Raw genomic sequence first — 21,948 nt, 5'->3', positions numbered from 1 at the left:
GATAGGAGGAGGCCGCCATGACCACAGGGCGGAGCTATACGTACAAACTGTTCGCGCGGAATGACTTCAGTGCATTCTGGGCGCTGTTCACCGACAACCTGATCAACCTGATCGTGCTTTCGGGCATCTGTCAGTTTGTCTTCAACATGCCGGCCGAGATCGTGTTCGGCCGCATCGTGCCGGGCGCCGCGGTGGCGATCCTGGCCGGTATCGCGGTCTACACCTGGCTGGCCAAGCACATTGCCGAGAAGGAAGGGCGCGACGTGACCGCGCTGCCCTATGGCATCTCGACCCCGGTGATGTTCGTCTATCTGTTCGGGGTGATCGGACCGATCTACTGGTCCACCAATGACGCCATGCTGGCCTGGCAGGTGGGCATCGGCGCGGGCTTCATGGGCGGCATCGTCGCCGGCCTTGGCGCGATCGTCGGCCCCTGGCTCAAGCGCGTGACCCCGCGCGCCGGGATGCTGGGCACGCTCTGCGGCATTGCGCTGGTGTTCATCGGCACCGTGCCGCTGGCGACGATCTTTGAAAATCCGTTCATCGGCTTTGCCTCGATGATCATCATCCTGTGGGGTCTGGTGGGCCGCCACCGGCTGCCGTTCAACATCCCCGCCGGTCTCTTGGCGCTGATCGTGGGCACCGTTGTGGCGCTCGGCATGGGCGAGGCCTCGGTCTCCTTCGAGGGCGTCGGCGTCTACCTGCCGGTCCCGTACTTCGGCGACCTGATCGCGGGCATCCAGCATCTGTTCGCCAACCCGGAGCTGTTCCTGGTGCTGGTGCCAGTGCAGATCTACAACTTCATCGAAACCATGAACAACGTCGAAAGCGCCGAAGCCGCGGGCGACCACTACCCGGTTGCCGTTTGCCAGGTGACCGATGGCGTTGGCACCATGATCGGCGCGGTCTTCGGCTCGCCGTTCCCGACCACCGCCTATATCGGCCACCCGGCGTATAAGCGGATGGGCGCGCGCTCCGGCTACATCATCGGCGTCGGGCTGGTGATCCCCTTTGCCGCCTTCTTTGGCCTCCTGGCTTTCCTCAACAACCTGATCCCCGTGGCGGCTGCCGCGCCGGTTCTGGTGTTCGTGGCACTGAGCCTGGTCACGAACACTGCGCATTCGGTGAAGACCGACCACATCGCCGCGGTGACCATCGCGATGATGCCGCATGTGTCGGCCTTCCTGGTGATCAAATGGGGGGCACTGGCCGGCGCATTGGGCGCACTGGGTGCCACCGGCATGGCGCAGCTGGGCGATCCGGAACTGACAGCGGCGCTGCTGCAGCAGGGCGCGCATTACGAAGGCCATCTGGCGCTCAGCCAGGGTGCGATCCTGACCGGCCTGATCTGGGGCGCCATCGTGGCCAGCGTGATCGACGGCGACTTCCGCAACGCGGGCGGCTTTGCCCTGGCGGCGGCACTGATGTCGCTGGTCGGCATCATCCACTCTGCCAGCCTGCATTGGCCGGAGTTCAGCGGTGTCGCCATGGGCTACCTGATCGCTGCGGCCTTCCTTTACATCTACCCGATCTTCCACAAGGCGGAGGAGCATGAGGAAGCGGCAGAGGACGGTGTGAAACCCCACGTGCCGCATCTGCCGGCGGGCGAATAATCCCAAATGACACCCAAATAATAATGGGCAGGGGGCCAGCGCGTCCCCTGCCTGCGAACCAAGGACACCAAAAGACATGACATCGAAACAGACGCTGCTGCGCGGGCGGGTTCTTTCCTTCACCGCCGAACCGCAAGGCCCCGAAGACACCAGCGCCTATGAGTTCATCGAGGACGGCGCGCTGCTGGTCGCGGACGGCATGATCCAGGCTAAAGGCAGCTATGAGGCGCTGGCCCCGCAGGCCGCAGGCGCCGAGGTGATCGACCACCGCCCGCATATCCTGATGGCAGGCTTCATCGACACCCACCTGCATTTCCCGCAGGTGCAGGTGATCGCCTCCTGGGGCTCACAGCTCTTGGAGTGGCTGAACAACTATACCTTCCCCGAGGAGGTCCGTTTTGCCGACGCTGGCCACAGTGCCGAGATGGCCGGGCATTTCTTTGACCTGCTGACCAGCCACGGCACCACCACCGCCGTCGCCTACTGCTCGGCCCACAAGACCTCCGCCGAGGCTTATTTCACCGAGGCCGCCCGCCGCAACATGCGGATGATCGGCGGCAAGGTGCTGATGGACCGCAACGCGCCCGAGGGCCTGCTGGACACGCCGGTCAGCGGCTATGACGACACCAAGGAGCTGATCGCGAAATACCACGGCAAGGGCCGCGGGCTGTATGCGATCACCCCGCGCTTTGCCATCACCTCCACCCCCGGCCAGATGGAAATGGCCGGCGCGCTGGTGCAGGAACACCCGGAGTGCTACGTGCAGACCCACCTGTCGGAAAACCACGACGAGATCGCCTTCACCGCCGAGCTTTACCCGCAGGCGCGCGACTATCTGGACGTCTATCAGTCCTACGGGCTGCTGACGGAAAAGATGCTGCTGGGCCATTCGATCCACCTGCAGCCGCGCGAGATCGACGCGCTGGCGGAGACCAAGGCCAAGCCGGTGTTCTGCCCGACCTCCAACCTGTTCCTGGGCAGCGGGCTGTTTGACGACGCAGGCCTGCGCAGCCGCGGCATCACCAATGCGATTGCCACCGACATCGGCGCCGGCACCAGCTATTCGATGCTGCAGACCCTGAACGAAGGCTACAAGGTCCTGCAATTGCAGAACCAGAAGCTGCACCCCTTGCGCGCCTTCCACTGGATCACCCGCGGCAATGCGGTGGCGCTGGGGCTGGAGGACAAGATCGGCACGCTGGAGGCGGGCACCGAGGCCGATATCGTGGTGCTCGATTCCCGCGCCACCCCGGCAATGGACCTGCGGATGCAGCGGGCGGAGACCCTGTCGGAGGAGCTGTTCATCCTGCAGACCCTGGGCGACGACCGCTCCATCGCGCAGACCTATGCGGCCGGCAAGCCGATGAAACCGGCGGCATAGGGCCGGAACCGTCAGGCTCCGCCGCGCCGGGCTGAGGCGTCCAGGCTGCGGCGGATCCCGGTGCCGTTTTCCGGCAGCGGAAAACGGTCAGGACCGGGCCGGGCGGGACGTCTGGAAGGGCCGAAGGGGCTGGCCGCGGCAGGCTACGTTGCGAATCGCACTTCCACCCGCAGGCCGGGTTTTGCATCGGACAGGCGCAGCTCGGCCCCGTGCAGGCCGGCAATCGCCGCCACCAGGCTCAGCCCCAGGCCGCTGCCCGGCGTGGTCCGGCTCCGCTCCAGCCGGTAGAGGCGGCGCAGAACCTTCTGGTGTTCCGCCTCTGGGATGCCGGGGCCATGGTCTCGCACAGACAGGACCGCGACCGCCCCGTCGCGGCGCAGCGACAGGCTGATGCCGGTGCCTTCGGGAGTATGGCGCAGCGCGTTTTCGATGAGGTTCGCCAGCAGCTGGCCCAGCAGGGCGCGGTCGCCGGTGACGCTGACCGGCGCCTCCGGCAGGCTGAGGCTGAGGGTGCGGTTCTGCTCCTCCGCCGCCGGTTCATAGATTTCGGCAAAGGTGGCGGCGACCTCGCGCAGGTCGACGGCTTCGAACCGCGACCGCGGCGTGCCGTCCTCCAGCTGGGCGATTTGCAGCAGCGCCTGGAAGGTGCTGGTGATGCCGCGGGTCTCCTCCAGCGCCTTGTCCGCCAGCGCCTGCGCCTCTTGCGGCAGGTCGGGCATCTCCTGCAGCCGCGACAGCTGCACCGCCACCCGCTGGATCGGCGTTTTCAGATCATGCGCAATGTCCGCCGAGACCTGCCGCAGCGCCTCGGTGGCCTGCTGCTGGGCCTGCGCCATGCGGTTCACGCTGCGGCCGATGCGGGTGATATCGCCCTGCGCCTGCCCGGCCTGCGGCACCCGCGCGCCAAGGTCTCCGGAGGTGAGCGCCGACAGCGTGCGCTCGATCCCCCTGAGAGAGCGGGCTGAGCGCCGCGCCAGCAGCACGCCGCCCAGCATCGCCAGGGCCGTCGCGGGCAGCAGGCTGAACAGGAACACCCACAGGAACGTCTGGCGCAGGTCATCCAGCGGCTTGGCGCTTTGCGCCACGGTCAGCAACCCGCCGTGGATGTATTCGCTGAGCGAGATGAACCGGCCCGAGATCTCCACCGGTTCCGGCCCCAGAGCCACCACCCGGAACCCCGCCTGCTGCTGCATGATCGCGGCATTGCCGGCCACCACCCGCCCGCCGGGGCGGCGGTAGCTGAGCAGGCGGCGCTGCGGGTCGGTCTCGCGCGTTTCGGCATTGACCAGCGCCGCCAGCGCCGCGGCGGAGGGCGCGGCGCGAAAGCCCGCCATATCCTGTGTCAGGCTCTGCTCGATCGCCTGCCGCTGGGCGCCGTGCGCCACGTAATAGGTGATGCCAAGGCTGAGCGAGCTGGCCGCGACAAACAGCAGCGACAGCCACAGCGACTGCTGCATCGGCGAGGAGCGCAGCAGCACCCGCGCCCGGCGGAGCAGGTCAGCCGGCAATCCGGTACCCCGCACCGCGCACGGTTTCGATCAGTTCGGTGCCGAACGGCTTGTCGACCTTGGCCCGCAGCCGCGAGATATGGGTCTCCACCACATTGGTCTGCGGGTCGAAACTGATGTCCCAGACCGCTTCCAGCAGCATGGTGCGGGTCTGCACCCGGCCCTTGCGGCGCAGCAGATGCTCCAGCAGGCGGAACTCGCGGGGCAGGAGGTCGATCTCCTGGCCCGCGCGCGTCACCCTGCGGCGGATCAGGTCCATCTCCAGATCCCCCGCCCGCAGCACCGTCTCCTGCTCCTGCAGGCCCGGGCGGCGGGCCAGCGCGGCCACCCGGGCGGCCAGCTCGCCAAAGGCAAAGGGTTTGACCAGATAGTCATCCGCCCCGGCTTCCAGCCCGTCGATCCGGTCGTTCACCCCGCTCAGCGCCGTCAGCATGATGGCGGGCGTGCGCACGCCGGCGCCGCGCAGGGTCTTTATCAGGCTCAGCCCGTCGAGACCGGGCAGCATCCGGTCGATGATCAGCACATCATACTCCGCCGCGGTGGCCTGCAGCAGCCCCTCGCGCCCGTCGGTGACGAGGTCGGCGGTATGCCCTTCCTCGCGCAGCCCCGCCTGAACATAGGGGCCAGTGGTGGCGTCATCTTCGATCACCAGGATTTTCAAGGCCTGCCCCTCCCGTGTTTCAACCGCGCCGGTGATACACCCCGGCGCGGCGCGGCGCACATTACAGATCTGTATAGAAGGCGTCAGGCGGTTGAAATCCGGGCCCTCCATCTGGCTTTCATCACTTCAACGCAAGGAAACGAAGATGTCCAATCCTGCCACCGCCCCCAAGAGATTTGCCTTTGGCCTGACCGCCGCCGCATCGGCCGCCGCCTTGTTTGCAATGACCCCGGCCCCTGCGCTGGCGGTGCCTGCCGGCGGCTATGCCGATCTGGTCGAAACCGTCGCGCCCGCGGTTGTCTATGTCGAGGTGACTGGCAAGGCACAGCCCGTGTCGGACCACCAGGCGATGCCCAATGACCCGCTGATGGAGGAATTCATGCGCCGCTTCGGGGGCCGCCTGCCGCAGCAGCCGGACAGCCGCCAGATGAAAGGTGCAGGCTCCGGCTTTGTGATTGCCGAGGAGGGGCTGATCGTCACCAATAACCACGTGATCGAAAACGCCCAGACGGTGACCGTGACCCTGGCCGACGGCAGCAAGCATGACGCCGCCGTTGTCGGCACAGACCCGCTGACCGACATCGCGCTGCTGAAGGTGGCGGCGGACGCGCCGCTGCCGGTGGTGGAATTCGGCTCATCCGGGGAGCTGCGGGTGGGCGATGAGGTCATCGCCATGGGCAGCCCGTTCGGTCTGTCGGGAACGGTGACCTCCGGCATCGTCTCGGCCACCTCGCGCAACATCAACTCCGGCCCGTTCGACGATTTCATCCAGACCGACGCGGCGATCAACCGGGGCAACTCCGGCGGGCCGCTGTTCAACGCCGAAGGCGAGGTCGTGGGGGTGAACACCGCGATCTATTCGCCGGGCGGCGGCTCCGTCGGCATCGGCTTTGCGGTGCCCTCGGACATGGTGCAGAAAATCGTTGCCGATCTGGAAGATGACGGCGAAATCACCCGCGGCTGGCTGGGCGTGCAGATCAAGCCGCTGTCGGAGGACGCCGCCAGCGTGCTGGGCCGCGAGGCCGGCAAGGGCGTGGTGATCGAAAGCGTGCAGGCCGGCAGCCCGGCTGCCAAGGCGGGCCTGAAGCCCGGCGATGTGGTGCTGCGCTTTGACGGTGCCGAAATTGACGAGCTGCGCGATCTGACCGCGGCAGTGGCGATGAATGCCCCCGGTGAGTCCGCACAGATCGAGGTGCTGCGCCAGGGCAAGGCGCTGACGCTGGACGTGACCCTGGGCGACCGCTCCGGTCAGGAAACTTGATCCCCTGCGCCGCCTTCGCACCCCTGCCGGGCTGCCGGCGGGGGTGTCCGCATGGATTCAGCCAGGCGGCGCCAACCACTGCTGTCACGGGTCAATCCATTCTTACCATAATGTTGATTACACACTTCATACGGGCTCCGCACCAGGGCGTGAAAAAGTACAGCGCGGCCGCCCCGCATCAATAATTGACAAAATTAGTAAATTATCTTACCCGCCCCCCTCGAAGGAGTTGCGGATGTTTTTTGACCTCGAGAATTTGCGCGCTTTCGGCCCCCGACCCTGCCTTATAACGGCGGAAGGAGCCCGGCTGTCCTACGCCGCACTGGCCGATGCCGCAGCGCAGTTTGCCGCCCTGCTGCCGCAGGACCGGCAGCTGATTGCGGTAGAGGCCGCCGCCGATCCCGAGGCCATTACCGCCTATCTCGGCGTTCTGGCGGCGGGCCACGCCGTGATGCCGCTGCCCGCCGGGGAGGAAGCAACCGCCGCCCGGCTGGAGGAACGCTTCCGCCCCGCCGCCAGTTTCCGCCGGATTGGCGGCAGCTGGCAGCTGCTGGGCCATGCGCATGAACCAGCCGCCATCCATCCGGAGCTGGCGCTGCTCCTGCAAACCTCCGGCAGCACCGGCCATGGCCGCGGCGTGCGGCTGTCCCGCGCCGCCGTGGACGCCAATGCCCGCGCCATCGCGGAATACCTCCAGATCCAGCCCAAAGACCGTGCCGCGCTGATCCTGCCGCTGCATTATTCCTACGGTCTCTCAGTGCTGCACTCGCATCTGGCGGCCGGCGCCAGTCTCTGGCTCGCGCCCGGCTCGGTGCTGGAGGCCGGTTTCGCCACCGCGCTGGAGGCCTCCGGCGCCACCAGCCTGGCCGGTGTGCCGCACCACTTCCGGCTGCTGGAGAGCGCAGGCCTGTCCCACGCCCTGCCCGAAAGCCTCAAGACCCTCACCGTGGCGGGAGGGGCCATGGAGCCGGATCAGGTCAGCGCCTGGGCCGGCCGGATGCAGGCCCGCGCCGGGCGGTTCTTTGTCATGTACGGCCAGACAGAGGCCACCGCCCGGATCAGCTATCTGCCGCCGGAAGAGGCCCTGGCAAACCCCGGTGCCGCAGGCCGGGCGATCCCCGGCGGCCGCCTGCTGCTGCGCGATGCCGGCGGCCGGGAAATCACCGCGCCCGAAGGCGAGGGCGAGCTGACCTACCAAGGCCCGAACGTGATGATGGGCTATGCCGAAGACAGCGCCGGTCTGGCCAGGGGCGCGGAGCTCAGCGAACTGGCCACCGGCGACCTGGCCCGGCGCGATGCAAACGGGCTCTACCACATCACCGGGCGGCTGTCGCGGATGTCCAAGATCGCGGGCCTGCGCATCGGCCATGACGCCATCGAGCGCGCCCTGGCCGCCCAGGGGCACGAGGCCGCGGTCTGGGGCGACGACGCCCGCATCTCCATCGTCGTCTGCGGGCCGCAGGACGGCATCGCCGCGCTGGCGGCCCGGCTGACCGGCGTCGGCCAGCAGCATTTCACCGTGATCCCGCGCACCTCCCTGCCGCGCCGCGCCAATGGCAAGATCGACTATCCGGCGCTTAAGGCGCAGTGCGCCAAGCCGAAACCGGCCAAGGGCGTTCTGGCCGCCTATCAGGCCGCCTTTGCACCGCAGACCGTGGGCCGCAACGACAGTTTCGCCTCGCTGGGCGGCGACTCGCTGCGCCATGTGGAGCTGTCACTGGCGCTGGACGAGGCCCTGGGCGGCGCCCCGGCCGGCTGGGAAGACATGCCGGTCAAGGATCTGGAGCAGGCGGCCCCGGCACCCTCTGCCAGCCTGCCCTTTGACCTTGTGGCCCGGGTGGTTGCCATCCTCGCGGTGGTCACTGCGCACCAGACCTTCTGGCCGGTCTACGGCGGTGCGGCCGCAATGGTGATCCTGATGGGGATGAGCGTTGCAGGCTTCCGCTGGGACGCGCTGAAATCCGGCAGCATGCGCAGCTTCTTCAAACCGGTGGCAGCGGTGCTGATCCCCTATTACCTGATCCTGGCCGGCTATGCCGTGGCCTGGGAGCAGGTGCCCTGGGCCTCGGTCTTCCTGGCCGGCAACTTCGCCGTGACCACCCCCGAAACCCACCTGATGCTGCCCTATCTCTACTGGTTCATCGAGGCTTATCTGCAGATGTCCCTGCTGGCGGCGCTGCCGTTTGCCCTGCCGCCGGTGCGGCGCTGGCTGGTGCAGCAGGGCGCGTTCCGCACCGGCCTCTGCTTCCTGGGGTTTGCCGTCGCCATCCGGCTGATCGCGCCGGAAATCTGGCAGATCGGCGGCCGCGCGCAGTTCACCGTGCCGTGGGTTTTCTACCTGTTTGCCCTCGGCTGGTGCATCACCGCGGCCAATACACTGGGGCAGCGGCTGCTGGTGCTGGGGGCGGCCTGCGTGATCATGCCCGCCGCCGCCTATCTCGGCGGCAACTGGTACGGCGGCTGGATCAAATACATGTGGCTCCTGGCGATGGTTGCCGGGCTGCTGTTCATCAGCCGCCTGCCGGTGCCGCGCTTTGCCGCCCGCCCGCTGATGCGGCTGGCGCAGGCGGCCTTCCCGATCTACCTGCTGCACCGCTTCGTGCCGGAGCTCTTGATGCCGATGATCGGGCTGGAGGGCCGCAGCCCGCTGAACGATGCACTGGCCATCTTCGGCGGCATCGCCCTGGGCCTTGCCGCCGCCGCGCTTCAGCGCCAGCTGGTGCAGGCCTGGTCCAACGCGCGCAACCGCCCGGAACAGGCCATGGCCGAAGCCTAGCTGAGCGCCGCCACCGCCCCGCCGATCCGGCTCAGCGCTTCCCGCAGCTCTGCCTCGGAGGTGGCATAAGAAATCCGGAAATAGGGCGAGATGCCAAAGGCACGGCCCGGCACCACCGCCACATGGTGCTGGTCCAGCAGATAGGCGCAGAAATCCGCATCCGTCTCCAGAACGCTGCCCTCAGGCGTGCGCTTGCCCAGCACGCCAGCGCAATTGGCGAATGTGTAAAACGCCCCCTCCGGCACCGGGCAGGTGATCCCCTCCATGGCGTTCAGTGCCTTCACCACCAGGTCGCGCCGCGCCTGGAAACTGGCCCGCCGCCCGGCCAGCACATCCTGCGGGCCGTTCAGCGCCGCCACCGCCGCCGCCTGCGAGATCGAGGACGGATGGGAGGTCGATTGCGACTGCACCACCTTCATCGCGTCGATCAGCGCCTTCGGCCCGCCCGCATAGCCCAGCCGCCAGCCGGTCATCGCATAAGCCTTGGAGACGCCGTTGACCGTCAGCACCCGGTCCTTCAGCCGCGGCTCCACCTGTGCAGGTGTTGCGAATTCAAAGCTGCCATAGGTGATGTGCTCATACATGTCATCGGCCATCAGCCAGACATCCGGATGCCGCAGCAGCACCTCCAGCAGCGGCTGGTAATCCGCGGCGCCGTACGCAGCGCCTGCCGGGTTCGAGGGCGAATTCAGCAGCAGCCAGCGGGTGCGCGGGGTGATCGCCGCTTCCAGCCTGTCCGCCGTCAGCCGGAACCCGGTGTCATCCCCGCAAGGCACCAGCACCGGTTCGCCGCCGGAAATGCGGATGATATCGGAATAAGAGGTCCAGTAAGGTGTGGGCACGATCACCTCATCGCCGGGGTTAAGGCTGGCCATGAAAGCGTCAAACAGGATTTCCTTTGCGCCAGTGCCCGCGACGATCTCGTCCAGCGTGTAGTCCAGCCCATTGTCGCGCTGGAACTTGGCCTGGATGGCCTGTCGCAGCGCCAGCGTGCCGCCAAGCGCGGTGTATTTGGTCTCCCCCGCCCGCATCGCGGCGGCGGCGGCCTCCTTGATGTGCTCTGGCGTGTCGAAATCCGGCTCGCCCGCGCCCAGGATGATCACCGGCGCGCCTTCGCGCTTCATCTCTGCCGCCTTGGCGCCGATGGTCAGGATCTCCGAGACCTCGATCGGGTCAAGACGGGCGGCGCGGCGGAATTGGGCCATGGCAAAGGCTCCCTGCTGGTATTGGCAAAGCCAGCTTGAAACGAAAACTGCACTTCGGAAAACCGTCGCTTTACGACACAACCCATTCCGGTTCGGCATTGGTCCCGTTTCTGCCGCGCAGGGCTGCGCCTGCCTGGGTAGGTGCGAATGCACCTGTCCGTTTTGCCGGAGGCAAACCTCGGCTTTGACGGGCAGGCAGGTACAGCCCGGCCTGCCGGCCGGGCAAAAGGTCTCAATTTGACTTCGAATGCAACTGCTTCTTCAGCCATCGTTCCAGTTTCTGCACCGCCTCCGGCACCACCCCGTGCGGGCGGGCCAGGTAATAGCGCTTGCGCGAAACCAGCGCCGGACCGGGTATCCGCAGCAGATCCCCTGCCGCGATCTCCCGCGCCACCATGTCATAGGGCACAATGGCCGCCCCCAGCCCCGCCGTGGCGGCGGCAATCACCATCGAATGCTGATCGAAATAGCGCCCGTCCTGCCGCGGTGCGCCCGGCAATCCTGCGCGCTCGAACCACTCCGCCCAGGTGCCCGCTCGGCTTTCCAGATGCAACAGCGGCGCCTGCGCCAGATTGTCCGTCCGCTCCAGCTGATGCGCGGCATGAAACCCTGGCGCGCAGACCGGCACCATCTCCTCCCCGAACAAGGGGGCCATATGGGTGCCGGGCCAGTTATCCAGCCCGTAATGCACCGCCAAGTCGAAGTTTTCCCGCGCAAAATCAAACGGCTCCAGCCGGGTGGAGAAGCTCAGTTCCACCTCCGGGTGGCGGGCAAAGAAATCCGGCAGCCGCGGGATCAGCCAGAGGTTGGCAAAACCCGGCAGCACCGCAATCCGCAGGGCCGACCGCCCGGCCCCGGCAGCGGCGGCCTTCTGCAGGGTGGCACGCAAGCCTGCCAGATCCAGTTCCAGACCCGCCGCCAGCCCCTGCCCCGCCGGCGTCAGCACCACGCCCCGGCCCGCCCGCTGGAACAGGTCGAAGCCGAGATCCGCCTCCAGTTCCTTCACCTTCTTGCTGACCGCGCTCTGGGTCAGCCCCAGCTCCTCCCCCGCAGCGGTGAAGCTCTGGTGCCGCGCGGCACTTTCGAAACAGCGCAGATGGGTCAGGCTCGGCAGCCGCATGTCATTTCTCCTCCAGCTGCGCCAGCAGCCACTCGCGAAACTTGATCAGCGGATACTCCTCCGCCTGATCCGCAGGCCAGACCAGGAAGTATTCGCCCAGACTCACAGCTTCGCCTTCCATCGCCAGCGCCAGCCGGCCTTGCGCAATCTCATTCTCCGCCAGAAAATCCGGCAGCAGCGCAACCCCCAGCCCGTGCACCGCCCCCTGTGTCATCGCCGACGACTGGTCAAACAGCATCCCCCGAAGCTTGGCCGCCGGCACATCATGCAGGTGAAACCACTGCTCCCAGCAATCGGGATGCGTCTCCAGATGCAGCAGCGGATAGTCCAGCAGCTCCGCCGGGCGGGCCACCGGCCCCTCCATCAGCCCGGGCGCGCAGACCGGCAGCACATGTTTCGGCATCAGAGGCAGATACTCCACCCCCGGCCAGTCCCGGGTGCCGTAATGGATCGCCGCCTGCGCACTGCCCGTATCAAAACTAAACGGCAGATTGTGGGTGTGCAGGTTCACGGTGATGCCGGGATGGCTGGCGGCAAACCCTTTCAGCCGCGGCGCCAGCCAATGGAGGCCAAAGGACGGCAGGATCGACAGGGTGAAACTGCCGCCATCCGGGTTCGCGCGCAGCTTAACCGAGGCCTGCGCCAGCCGGGTCAGGATCGCACGCGCCTCCTTGGCAAAGCCTGCGCCTGCCGGCGTCAGCTGCATCCGCATTTGGTCACGGGCGATCAGATCGACCCCCATCTGCTCTTCCAGCTGTTTCAGCTGGCGGCTGACGGCGCTTTGCGTCAGCGACAGATCCTCCGCCGCCGCCGAGGCGCTGCCCAGCCGGTCAACCGCCTCCAGCGCCAAGAGAGACGGGATCGAGGGCAAAAAGCGGCGCGGGGCAATCATATGATCTTAGCTCATAGCTTCACGATTTAGTTTCAATAGCAATCCGCGCCCGGCGGTGCAATTTCTATATCAGACCGACGCCCGGCGGGACATTAGCGCAAAGCAGGCTAAAGTTTTGCTCATGCCCTGCCCTCGCATCCAAAGGATTCCGATATGCCCCATTCCGACATTCTCGCCGCTGCCGGCCTCACGCAAGCCGAACTGACCGGCGGCAGCCTTTCCGTCACCACGCCGGTGGACGGCAGCGAAATCGCCCGGCTGAAGACCCACAGCATGGCGGAGGCCGAAGCGCAGATCGCCGCTGCCAAATCCGCCTTCAAATCCTGGCGCCTGGTGCCGGCCCCGCGCCGCGGCGAGCTGGTGCGCCTCTTGGGCGAGGAACTGCGCCGTGAAAAGGAAAACCTCGGCCGCCTCGTCACCCTGGAATGCGGCAAGATCTACCAGGAGGGCTTGGGTGAAGTGCAGGAGATGATCGACATCTGCGACTTCGCCGTTGGCCTCTCGCGCCAGCTCTACGGGCTCACCATCGCGTCCGAACGCCCTGGCCATGCGATGCGCGAAACCTGGCACCCGATGGGCACCTGCGGCATCATCACCGCCTTCAACTTCCCCGTCGCCCCCTGGTGCTGGAACGCAGCCCTGGCGCTGGTCTGCGGCGATCCGGTGATCTGGAAACCGTCGGAAAAAACCCCGCTCACCGCCCTCGCCGTGCAGAAAATCTGCGACCGCGCCATGGCGGCGTTCGGCGGGGACGCCCCCGGGGGCCTCATTCAGGTGCTGATCGGCGAGCGCGACCTGGGCGAGGTGCTGACCGCCTCCAAGGACGTCGCCATCATCTCCGCCACCGGATCGGTGCCGATGGGCAAGGCGGTATCCGCCGATATGTCGAAACGCCTCGGCCGCACCATTCTGGAGCTGGGCGGCAACAACGCGATGATCGTCGCACCCTCCGCCGATCTGGAAATGGCCCTGCGCGCCATCGTGTTCTCCGCCGTCGGCACCGCCGGCCAGCGCTGCACCAGCCTGCGCCGCCTGATCGTTCATGAAGACATCTATGACGCGCTGATCCCGCGCCTCATCAAGGCCTATGAGGGCCTGCCGATCGGCGACCCGCTGGCCAATGGCACCCTGGTCGGCCCGCTGATCGACGCCGCCGCGCTGGATGCGATGAGCAGCGCACTGGAACGGGCGAAATCCGAGGGCGGCACCGTGCATGGCGGCGCCCGCGCGCTGGCGGACAGCCACGCGGACGCCGCCTATGTCCACCCCGCGATTGTCGAGATGCCTGCCCAGACCGCCATTATGCACACCGAAACCTTCGCCCCGATCCTCTATGTGGTGAAGTATTCCGATCTGGACCAAGCCATTGAAATGCAGAACGAAGTGCCGCAAGGTTTGTCCTCCTGCATCTTCTCCACCGACGTGCGCGAAACCGAATATTTCCTCTCGGCAGCGGGCTCCGACTGCGGTATTGCCAATGTGAACATCGGCCCCTCCGGCGCGGAAATCGGCGGAGCTTTCGGGGGTGAGAAGGAGACGGGCGGCGGCCGCGAAAGCGGTTCAGACGCCTGGAAAGGATACATGCGCCGGCAGACCAACACCGTGAACTACTCACGCGCGCTGCCGCTTGCTCAGGGGATCAAGTTTGACATCTGATCTGGCGTCCGGCCTCTGGCATCAAACCTGCCAGGAAACCCCAGCCTTCCCGGAATTCTCCGGGGAGGCGGAGGCCGACCTCGTGGTGATCGGCGGCGGCTACACCGGCTGCTCCGCCGCTTTGAAGGCCGCCGAACTGGGCGCCTCTGTCCGCCTGATCGAGGCGGAGGACACCGGCAGCGGCGGCTCCGGCCGCAACGTGGGGCTGGCCAATGCCGGCCTCTGGCTGCCGCCGGAGGACATCAACGCCGCACTGGGTACAGAGGCCGGCAGCCGCCTGTCGGCCCTGCTGGCCGGCGCGCCGCAGATTGTGTTCCAACTGATCGCAAAACACGCCATCCAATGCGAGCCGGAGCGCAAAGGCACCCTGCATTGCGCCCATGCGCCGTCCGGGCTGAAAGACCTGCAGCGCCGCCATGCCCAGCTTACGGCCATCGGCGCGCCGGTGGAGCTGCTATCCCGCGAGGAAACCGTGCAGCGCACCGGGTCCAACGCCGTGCACGGCGCGTTGTTCGACCCGCGCGCAGGCACCATCCAGCCGCTGGCCTACGCCCGCGGCCTCGCCCGCGCCGCCGCCGCGGCGGGCGCGCAGCTGCACACCCGCTCTCCGGCCACCGCCATCCGCCGCGACGGCAGCAGCTGGCAAGTGGCGACGCCCAAGGGCAGCCTGCGCGCGCGCCACCTGATCATGGCGACCAACGCCTATGCGCGCGGCATTTCCGGCTACGAGGCGCCTTCGGTGATTCCGGTCCATTACTTCCAGGCCGCCACCGATCCGCTGCCCGCCGCGCTGCTGGAGAAAATCCTGCCAAACAAGGAAGGCTGCTGGGACACCGCACTGGTGATGTCGTCGTGGCGGCTCGACCAAGCCGGGCGGCTGGTGATCGGCGGCATGGGCGCGCTCAACCATGCCGGCAGCGCCCTGCACCGCAGCTGGCTGCCCCGCAAGCTGGCGGCGCTGTATCCGGAGCTGAAGGACGCGCGGCTCCGCAGCCACTGGCACGGCCGCATCGCCATGACCACCGAGCATCTGCCCAAGATCCTGGACCTGCAGGGCGGCTATGCCTGTTTCGGCTATTCAGGCCGCGGCATCGGCCCCGGCACCCTGTTCGGCGCCGCCATGGCCGAGGCGCTGCTGACCGGCGACAGCGCCCGCCTGCCCGTCCCGCCTGCCAAGGATCACGCGATTCCCTTCGCGGGCCTGCGCAGCGCCTACTATGAAGCCGGCGCTACACTCACCCATCTGGTCAGCGACAGATGAAAAAGACGGGCCGCCCCGGCCCGCCCTTCACTCATTCGCAACCGGCAATCGCGCTGCCGATATCCCGCAGAAGCGCGGGGTAAAACTGCGGCCCCGGCTCCAGTTTGGCGCCCAGCGGATCCAGCAGCGCGGTGCCTGCTCCGGTGCCGTCCAGAACGGTGGCAACCACCCCCGGATTGAACTGCGGCTCCGAGAACACGCAGGACACTTCGAGATCCGCCACAACGCCGCGCACTTCGGCAATCCGCGCCGGGCTCGGCTTGACCGCATCCCCCAGTGAAATCGCACCAGCCGCGTTCAGGCCGAAACCGCGCTCGAAATACTGATAGGCGTCGTGGAAGACGATGAACTGCTTGGCCCGGAACGGTTCCAGCGACGCCGAGATACTGGCGGCAGCGTCCGCAATCTCTTGCTTTCCGGCCTCTGCATTGGCTTTGTAAGCTGCGGCATTGTCCGGGTCGTGCTCTGCCAGCTCTGCTGCGATCACGTCCAGCCAAGCCTGTGCATTGGCCGGCAGCAGCCAGGCGTGCGGATCGGCGCCCGCATGGCTGTGCCCGTGCGCATCCGCGTGATCGCCATCGTCCTCGCGGCTGTCATGGTCTGCATGATCCTCATGGCCTGCGTGATCCTCGTGATCCTCATGATCGCCATGATCCTCGTCATGCCCATGCGCCTCAAACCGGGCCCCTTCGCGGAACGCCAGCACTTCGGTGCCTTCCGCCGCCAGCAGCTCCACCCGGCGCGCATCGCCCGCCAGCTCCTCCAGCGGGCCTTCCAGCCAGGGGGTCAGCGCCTCGCCCATCCAGAACACCAGATCCGCCTGGTCCAGCGCCTGCGCCTCGGACGGACGCATCGCATAGCCATGCGGCGACGCCCCCGGCGGCACCACCAGGGCCGGCGCGCCCAGCCCCTGCATCACCCGCGCCACCAGCCCGTGCACAGGGGTGATATCCGCCGCCACCTTCGGCACCCCGGCCCAGGCCCCGCCTGCCCCGGCCAGCACGGCCAGCGCCGCCGCACCGCTTTTCCACACGCTAGAGTTCCGCATATCAAGCCCCATGTAATCTTATAACATCACGCAGTTGATAAACGTCATAACATAACATATCAAGAGACAAATCACCCGCCCCTCAAAGGACCCGCCAAATGGACTCCATCGGTTTTGAGCCGCACGACCACAGCAGCTGCATTCAGGACTGCATCGCGGCAGTGGACGCCCACTGCCGGGCAGAGGGGCTGCAATTCACCCCCGTGCGCCGCCGGGTGCTGGAAATTCTGCTGCAAGAGCACCGCGCGCTGGGGGCCTATGAAATTCTCGACCGCCTGCGCGAAGAGGGCCTCGGCTCGCAGCCGCCGGTGGCCTACCGCGCCTTGGATTTCCTGGTGAAAAACGGTTTCGCCCACAAGATCGAGCGGCTCAACGCCTTCATCGCCTGCTCCCATCCGGGCGAGACCCACGCTCCGGTTTTCCTGATCTGCCGCGCCTGCGACGCCGTGGCGGAGGCACAGCGTGAACCCACCCAGGGCCAGCTGGGCCAGGCCGCCCGCGACGCCGGTTTCGTGATCGAACGCGCGGTGATCGAGGCCGAGGGCCTATGCCCCAAATGCCAGAAAGCCGCCGCCGCATGAGCCTGATCGCCCTGAACAACCTGTCGGTCCGGCACGGCGGCAATACGGTCCTGTCCGGCGTCAGCCTGACCATTGAGCCGGGGGAAATCGTCACCGTGGTCGGCCCCAATGGTTCCGGCAAGTCCACCCTGCTGCGCAGCGTGATCGGTGCGCAAAAACCTGCGCGCGGGACCGTCACCCGGGCGCCGGGGCTGCGCATCGGCTATGTGCCGCAGAAACTGCACATCGACCCCACCCTGCCGCTGACGGTGCGCCGCTTCCTCAGCCTGCCGCAGCGGGTGTCCGACGCCCGCGCCGCCGAGGCACTGGAGCAGGCCGGGGCCGGCGATCTGGCGGCGCGGCAGATGTCGGGCCTCTCCGGCGGCCAGTTCCAGCGGGTGCTGCTGGCCCGCGCGCTTCTGTGCAACCCGCAACTGCTGATCCTGGATGAAGCCACCCAGGGCCTCGACCAGCCCGGCTCCGCCGCCTTTTACCAGCGCATCGAGAAGGTCCGCCAGGAGCTGGGTTGCGCGGTGCTGATGGTCAGCCACGAGCTGCATGTGGTGATGGCGGCCTCCGACCGGGTGATCTGCCTGAACGGCCATGTCTGCTGCGAAGGCGCGCCGGAGCATGTCGCCTCCGCCCCGGAATACCGGGCGCTGTTCGGCACCGGCACCCAAGGCGCGCTGGCGCTCTACCGGCATGAGCACAACCACAGCCACGACCACGACTGCGCCCACGGGAACGGGCACGACCACCCTCACGAGGCCGCAGAATGACCTTTCTCGACGATTTCCTGATCCGCGCCGCGCTGGCCGGCATCGGCGTGGCGCTGGCCGCCGCGCCCCTGGGCTGTTTCGTGGTCTGGCGCCGGATGGCCTATTTCGGCGATGCCACCGCCCATGCCTCGATCCTGGGGGTGGCGCTGGCGCTCAGCTTTGACGTCTCGGTCTTTGCCGGCGTTCTGGCCACCGCGCTGGCGATGGCCACCACCGTGTCGGCGCTGGCCGGGCGCGGCTATGCGATGGACACGCTCCTGGGGGTGCTGGCGCATTCCTCGCTCGCCTTCGGCCTGGTTGCCGTTTCTTTCCTGCAGGGGGTGCGGATCGACCTGATGGCCTATCTGTTCGGCGACATCCTCGCCGTGGGCCGCGCCGATCTGGCGGTGATCTGGGGCGGCGAGGCGCTGGTGCTGGCGCTGTTGTGGTGGCGCTGGTCTGCCTTGCTGACCGCAACGCTGAACCCGGACCTGGCCCATGCCGCCGGCATTGATCCGCGGCGCGAGCAGATGGTGCTGACCATTGCGCTGGCGCTGGTGGTTGCCGTGGCGATCAAGGTGGTGGGCGTGCTGCTGATCGCGGCGATGCTGCTGATCCCGGCTGCCGCCGCCCGCCCCTTTGCCGCCACGCCGGAGCGGATGGCCGCCATTGCCGCGCTGCTGGGAATGCTGTCGGCCACCGGCGGTTTGCAGCTGGCCTTCGCGCTGGATACCCCGGCCGGACCCAGCATTGTCTGCCTGGCCGCGGCGCTGTTTGCCGCCTCCAGCCTGACCGGGCTGCTGCTGCACCGCCGCCGCGGCTGAGCCTGCCGCAGCCAGCGCCGTCAGCCTGGCCTGGCGGCCCGCCGCGGCAGACTCAGCTGCCGGTTTTCTGCAGATCCGGGCTGCCCGCCCATTTGCCGATCGCCTCGGTCAGCGCCTTCTTGTTGATCGGCTTGCTCAGGAAGTCATCCATCCCCGCCTGCAGGCATTTTTCCCGGTGGGTCTGCAGCGCATTGGCGGTGAGCGCCACGATCGGGCATTTGCCGCGGCCGGTCTCGGCCTCGATCCGGCGCATTTCGGCGGTGGCTTCGATCCCGTCCATTTCCGGCATCATCATGTCCATCAGCACGATATCGGGACGTTCGGCCCGGAAGCGGGCAACCGCCTCGGCGCCGTTGCCGGCGATGCTGATCACCAGCGGCGCGTCCTTCAGCATCTTGGTCACCACCATCTGGTTGGTGCGGTTGTCCTCTGCCAGCAGCACTTTCAGCAGCCGCCCCTCCGGCTGCAGCCCGGCCGGCGCCCCGGCGGCGTCCGCCGGTTTCTGCACCGGCCTGCTCAGCAGCCGGCTCATCACCTGGCGCAGTTGCACCGCCCGCACCGGCTTCAGCGCAAACTCGCAGGCGCCAAGGGCATCGCAATCGGCCCGGCACAGGGCATTGTCGACCGAGGACAGGATGATCAGCGGCACGGTTTCAAAGCCGGGCATCGCCCGGATCCTGGCCGCCAGCTCATGCCCGTCCATCGCAGGCATCTGGTAATCCAGCAGAATAACATCGAACCGCCGCCCGTCCAGCTGCGCATCCGACAGGATTTCCAGCCCCTCATGCGCCGAAGCCGCCTGCGTGCAGGCCACGCCCCAAGTGCTGAGCCGTTCCGACAGGATCACCCGGTTCAGTTCCAGGTCATCGACCAGCAGCGCGCTGAGCCCGGCAAAGCTGCGCCCGCCGCTGCCCTGTCCCGGCACGGTCTTGTCAGAGGCCCGCAGCGGGATCTGGATCGTGAACACAGAGCCTTTGCCCGTCTGCGACTGCACCTCCACCGAGCCGCCCATCAGCTCCAGCAGCCGCGCCGAGATCGCCAGCCCCAGGCCGGTGCCTTCGAAATTGCGGGTGGCCGCATTGTCGGCCTGCTCAAAGGCACGGAAGATCCGGCCGATCCGGTCCTGCGCGATGCCGATCCCGGTATCGGTCACCTGCAGCCTGACCAGCAGGCCGCCGCCGGGCTGCGCGCGGCCGGTTACTTCGATAAAGACATAGCCCTGGCTGGTGAACTTGACGGCATTGCCTGCGATATTGGTGATCACCTGGCGGATCCGCCCGGCATCGCCCTCGAACAGTTCCGGCAGGGCGGGGTCATAGCGCATGGTGACCTCCACCCCCTTTTCCGCCGCCTTGGGCGACAGCAGGGTCACCACATCCTCGACCGCCGTCTGCAGATTGAACGGGGCGCAGCTGAGCTCCAGCTTGCCGGCCTCGATCTTGGAGAAGTTGAGGATGTCGTTGATGATCGTCAGCAGCGCCGAGCCGGATTTGCCGATGGTCTCCGCATACATCCGCTGGTCGTCGTCCAGCCGGGTTTCCTGCAACAGCTCCGCCATGCCAATCACCCCGTTCATCGGGGTGCGGATCTCGTGGCTCATGTTGGCGAGGAATTCCGACTTGGCGCGGTTGGCGATATCCGCGGCCTCGCGGGCCTGCTCCATCGCAAACTCGCGCTCATCGCGTTCGGCAAAGGTTTCCTCCAGCACCCCGACCGAGAAGTCCAGCGCCCGGAACTCCCGCGAGGCGTACCAGGGCAGCGGCCGCAGCGGGCTGCGCAGGCCGGCAATCGCATCCGACATCCGCTTGTGAATCATCTGCAGCGGGCGCAGCGCCAGCACATGCACCAGCAGCAAAACCAGCAGCGACAGCGCCAGCACCGGCACCACCGTCCAGATGATGATCTGGCGCACCTTCTCGCGCACCAGCGCCTGGCCGTCGCGCGTCGACCATTTCACCAGCATGGTGCCGAAGGAGGCCCCCTCCAGCTCGATCGGCCGTTCGTAGATCACATGGCCGTCGTCCTGCAGCGCTTCGGGCGCCTGTGCCGAGGCCAGCAGCTTGCCCGACGGGTTGCGGATCTGGATCGACACAATCTGCGGCTTGCGCGCCACCGCCTCGTACAGGCCGGTTTCCAGCACCGGCACATCCTCCACGATGATCGCTTCCAGCATCAGCCCGCTCAGCAGCGAGACCGTCAGGTCCGCCTGCTCGGTCAGCTGCTGCTCCAGCCGCTGCACCTCCTGGCGCTGCGCCAGATTGCCAACCGCAAAGCCGACCGCGGAGGCGGCCAGCAGCAGCGACAGTACGATCTGAAAGAGGATGCCCGTTCGTTTCATGACTTCAATGCGGCGCCTTTAAAATGCCAGGCTGCGCTCCATTGCCCGGCGGATAATGTCATAATCCTGATCGGCCCCCAGCAGGAACCCGTTCTTCGAAATCCGGCGCACGATCTCCTCGTTCTCCGAGGACAACATGACCTTGCGCATGGCCTCCAGCACGTTTTCCGGCATCTGCGACGACGCCAGCCAGGGCTTGGTGACATTGTCAAACGAGGCCAGCACCCGGATCGGCACGCCCTTGGCGACCAGCTTCTTATAAGTGCTCTCTTTCAGCGCGCCTGCGGAATACCGGCCCGCGCCTACCGCCTCCCCGACCAGGTCATGGCGCCCGAGATAGGCAAACTCATAGAGATCGGCGCTGCTGATACCGGCGTTCAGGAGGTATTCCTGCGCCAGATAGCGGCCGATGGTCGACAGTTCATCCCCGAAGGCAAAGCTGAGACCGGCCAGATCCTCCATCACCTGCACGCTGCTGTCCTTGTGCACCACGATCACCCCCTTGAACCGCTTGCGGCCGTTCTTGGATTCCATCGCGACAATCCGGATACCCGGGTTTTCCTTCATCACATGGACGTAAGACGCCGGGCCGAAGCGGGCGAAATCCACCTCGCCGCTGGCCAGCTGGCGGATCCCCTCGCCGTACTCCTTGGCGACCTTCAGGCGGATCGACACCGGCTCGCCCAGCTCTTCGCTCATGCGTCCGGCCAGGAAGGAGAGAAACGGCTGGTACTTTTTAACCGTTGCAGTAGGTTTATCCGCCGCATAGGTACCAAAAACCAGCTCAATCCCGGCCTGGCCTGGCGCCGGAACAAACGCTGCAAGGCACGCGGACAGGACAGCGGCCGGTGCCGCCGCCCGCAGCGGCCTCAGGAAAAGCTTAATGATACCAATAGTCCACTCAAACAACTTCACGGCTTTAGCCTCCTGACTGACATCGGCTGGCACAGCGGGCGGGCCTTTCCACCCTCGTTACATGCCACATGGTTAAGAATACAATGTTAACGCGCCTCCAATTCTTGGAAAAATTTTGCGGTTCTTTTATTCTCCGCCCTCTATATTAACGGTTCAGTAAGATTTTCGTAA

17 protein-coding genes are annotated in these 21,948 nt (G+C 66.8%); 9 read left to right on the top strand and 8 right to left on the bottom strand.

Going from position 1 to position 21,948, the window contains the following annotated elements; genetic code table 11:
- Window positions 1-17 precede the first annotated feature (17 nt).
- Entirely contained in the window at window positions 18-1,613 is a 1,596-nt protein-coding gene (locus PHA8399_RS02925; protein WP_058284712.1) for a hypothetical protein, read from the top strand.
- Window positions 1,614-1,689: 76 nt separating this feature from the next.
- Window positions 1,690-2,994, top strand: a complete 1,305-nt coding sequence (gene guaD, locus PHA8399_RS02920) for a guanine deaminase (protein ID WP_058284711.1) — start codon at window positions 1,690-1,692, stop codon at window positions 2,992-2,994.
- A 143-nt stretch (window positions 2,995-3,137) separates the two neighbouring features.
- Here guaD and PHA8399_RS02915 read toward each other — a convergent pair whose 3' ends face one another.
- The gene (locus PHA8399_RS02915) at window positions 3,138-4,502 is read right to left on the bottom strand and encodes a sensor histidine kinase (protein ID WP_208856263.1); all 1,365 of its coding nucleotides are present in this window, start codon (window positions 4,500-4,502) and stop codon (window positions 3,138-3,140) included.
- Complete coding sequence (locus PHA8399_RS02910) at window positions 4,492-5,163, bottom strand: winged helix-turn-helix domain-containing protein (RefSeq protein WP_058284724.1); 672 nt, start codon at window positions 5,161-5,163, stop codon at window positions 4,492-4,494. The genes PHA8399_RS02915 and PHA8399_RS02910 overlap by 11 nt, the downstream gene beginning before the upstream one ends.
- 145 nt (window positions 5,164-5,308) lie before the next feature.
- On the opposite strand from PHA8399_RS02910, the gene PHA8399_RS02905 reads away from it, so the two are divergent.
- Together PHA8399_RS02905 and PHA8399_RS02900 are read left to right on the top strand one after the other, a co-directional pair.
- A complete protein-coding gene (locus PHA8399_RS02905) occupies window positions 5,309-6,424 on the top strand; it encodes a Do family serine endopeptidase (RefSeq protein WP_058284710.1) in 1,116 nt (371 codons plus the stop codon).
- 235 nt (window positions 6,425-6,659) lie between these two features.
- Window positions 6,660-9,200 (top strand): AMP-binding protein, encoded by a 2,541-nt coding sequence (locus PHA8399_RS02900; RefSeq protein WP_058284709.1) that lies wholly within the window; start codon window positions 6,660-6,662, stop codon window positions 9,198-9,200.
- Here PHA8399_RS02900 and PHA8399_RS02895 read toward each other — a convergent pair.
- The 3 genes from PHA8399_RS02895 to PHA8399_RS02885 all read right to left on the bottom strand — a co-directional run bounded on the left by PHA8399_RS02895 (window position 9,197) and on the right by PHA8399_RS02885 (window position 12,417).
- Window positions 9,197-10,405, bottom strand: a complete 1,209-nt coding sequence (locus PHA8399_RS02895; protein ID WP_058284708.1) for a pyridoxal phosphate-dependent aminotransferase — start codon at window positions 10,403-10,405, stop codon at window positions 9,197-9,199. The genes PHA8399_RS02900 and PHA8399_RS02895 overlap by 4 nt on opposite strands.
- A gap of 232 nt (window positions 10,406-10,637) precedes the next feature.
- On the bottom strand, window positions 10,638-11,525 hold the full coding sequence (locus PHA8399_RS02890; RefSeq protein ID WP_058284707.1) for a LysR substrate-binding domain-containing protein: 888 nt from the start codon (window positions 11,523-11,525) through the stop codon (window positions 10,638-10,640).
- Window position 11,526: 1 nt separating this feature from the next.
- Window positions 11,527-12,417: a LysR substrate-binding domain-containing protein gene (locus PHA8399_RS02885; RefSeq protein WP_058284706.1), complete on the bottom strand. Its 891-nt coding sequence runs from the start codon at window positions 12,415-12,417 to the stop codon at window positions 11,527-11,529.
- A 153-nt stretch (window positions 12,418-12,570) separates the two neighbouring features.
- Between PHA8399_RS02885 and amaB the strand changes: the two genes are divergently transcribed.
- A complete protein-coding gene (amaB, locus tag PHA8399_RS02880) occupies window positions 12,571-14,073 on the top strand; it encodes an L-piperidine-6-carboxylate dehydrogenase (protein WP_058284705.1) in 1,503 nt (500 codons plus the stop codon).
- Complete coding sequence (locus PHA8399_RS02875) at window positions 14,063-15,334, top strand: NAD(P)/FAD-dependent oxidoreductase (RefSeq protein ID WP_058284704.1); 1,272 nt, start codon at window positions 14,063-14,065, stop codon at window positions 15,332-15,334. The genes amaB and PHA8399_RS02875 overlap by 11 nt, the downstream gene beginning before the upstream one ends.
- A gap of 31 nt (window positions 15,335-15,365) precedes the next feature.
- Here the strand turns inward: PHA8399_RS02875 and PHA8399_RS02870 are convergent, their stop codons facing one another.
- On the bottom strand, window positions 15,366-16,382 hold the full coding sequence (locus PHA8399_RS02870) for a zinc ABC transporter substrate-binding protein (protein ID WP_058284723.1): 1,017 nt from the start codon (window positions 16,380-16,382) through the stop codon (window positions 15,366-15,368).
- Between the two features lie 98 nt (window positions 16,383-16,480).
- Here PHA8399_RS02870 and PHA8399_RS02865 point away from each other — a divergent pair, with 98 nt between their 5' ends.
- Genes PHA8399_RS02865 through PHA8399_RS02855 form a run of 3 tightly spaced genes read left to right on the top strand, consistent with a single transcriptional unit; the run spans window position 16,481 to window position 18,524 of the window.
- Window positions 16,481-16,963: a Fur family transcriptional regulator gene (locus PHA8399_RS02865; protein ID WP_008558390.1), complete on the top strand. Its 483-nt coding sequence runs from the start codon at window positions 16,481-16,483 to the stop codon at window positions 16,961-16,963.
- Window positions 16,960-17,721 (top strand): ATP-binding cassette domain-containing protein, encoded by a 762-nt coding sequence (locus PHA8399_RS02860; protein WP_058284703.1) that lies wholly within the window; start codon window positions 16,960-16,962, stop codon window positions 17,719-17,721. The genes PHA8399_RS02865 and PHA8399_RS02860 overlap by 4 nt, the downstream gene beginning before the upstream one ends.
- Window positions 17,718-18,524 carry a metal ABC transporter permease gene (locus PHA8399_RS02855; RefSeq protein WP_058284702.1) on the top strand — a complete coding sequence of 269 codons (807 nt, stop codon included), beginning with the start codon at window positions 17,718-17,720 and terminating at the stop codon, window positions 18,522-18,524. The genes PHA8399_RS02860 and PHA8399_RS02855 overlap by 4 nt, the downstream gene beginning before the upstream one ends.
- A 52-nt stretch (window positions 18,525-18,576) precedes the next feature.
- Here PHA8399_RS02855 and PHA8399_RS02850 read toward each other — a convergent pair whose 3' ends face one another.
- A complete protein-coding gene (locus PHA8399_RS02850; protein WP_058284701.1) occupies window positions 18,577-20,862 on the bottom strand; it encodes a response regulator in 2,286 nt (761 codons plus the stop codon).
- Between the two features lie 18 nt (window positions 20,863-20,880).
- A complete protein-coding gene (locus tag PHA8399_RS02845; protein WP_058284700.1) occupies window positions 20,881-21,777 on the bottom strand; it encodes a PhnD/SsuA/transferrin family substrate-binding protein in 897 nt (298 codons plus the stop codon).
- Window positions 21,778-21,948: the final 171 nt, after the last annotated feature.

It is taken from the genome of Leisingera aquaemixtae (assembly GCF_001458395.1).
GTDB classification, from domain to species: Bacteria; Pseudomonadota; Alphaproteobacteria; order Rhodobacterales; family Rhodobacteraceae; genus Leisingera; species Leisingera aquaemixtae.
Note: the sequence above shows the minus strand (reverse complement) of the source record. Positions and strands in the feature narration are given on the sequence as shown.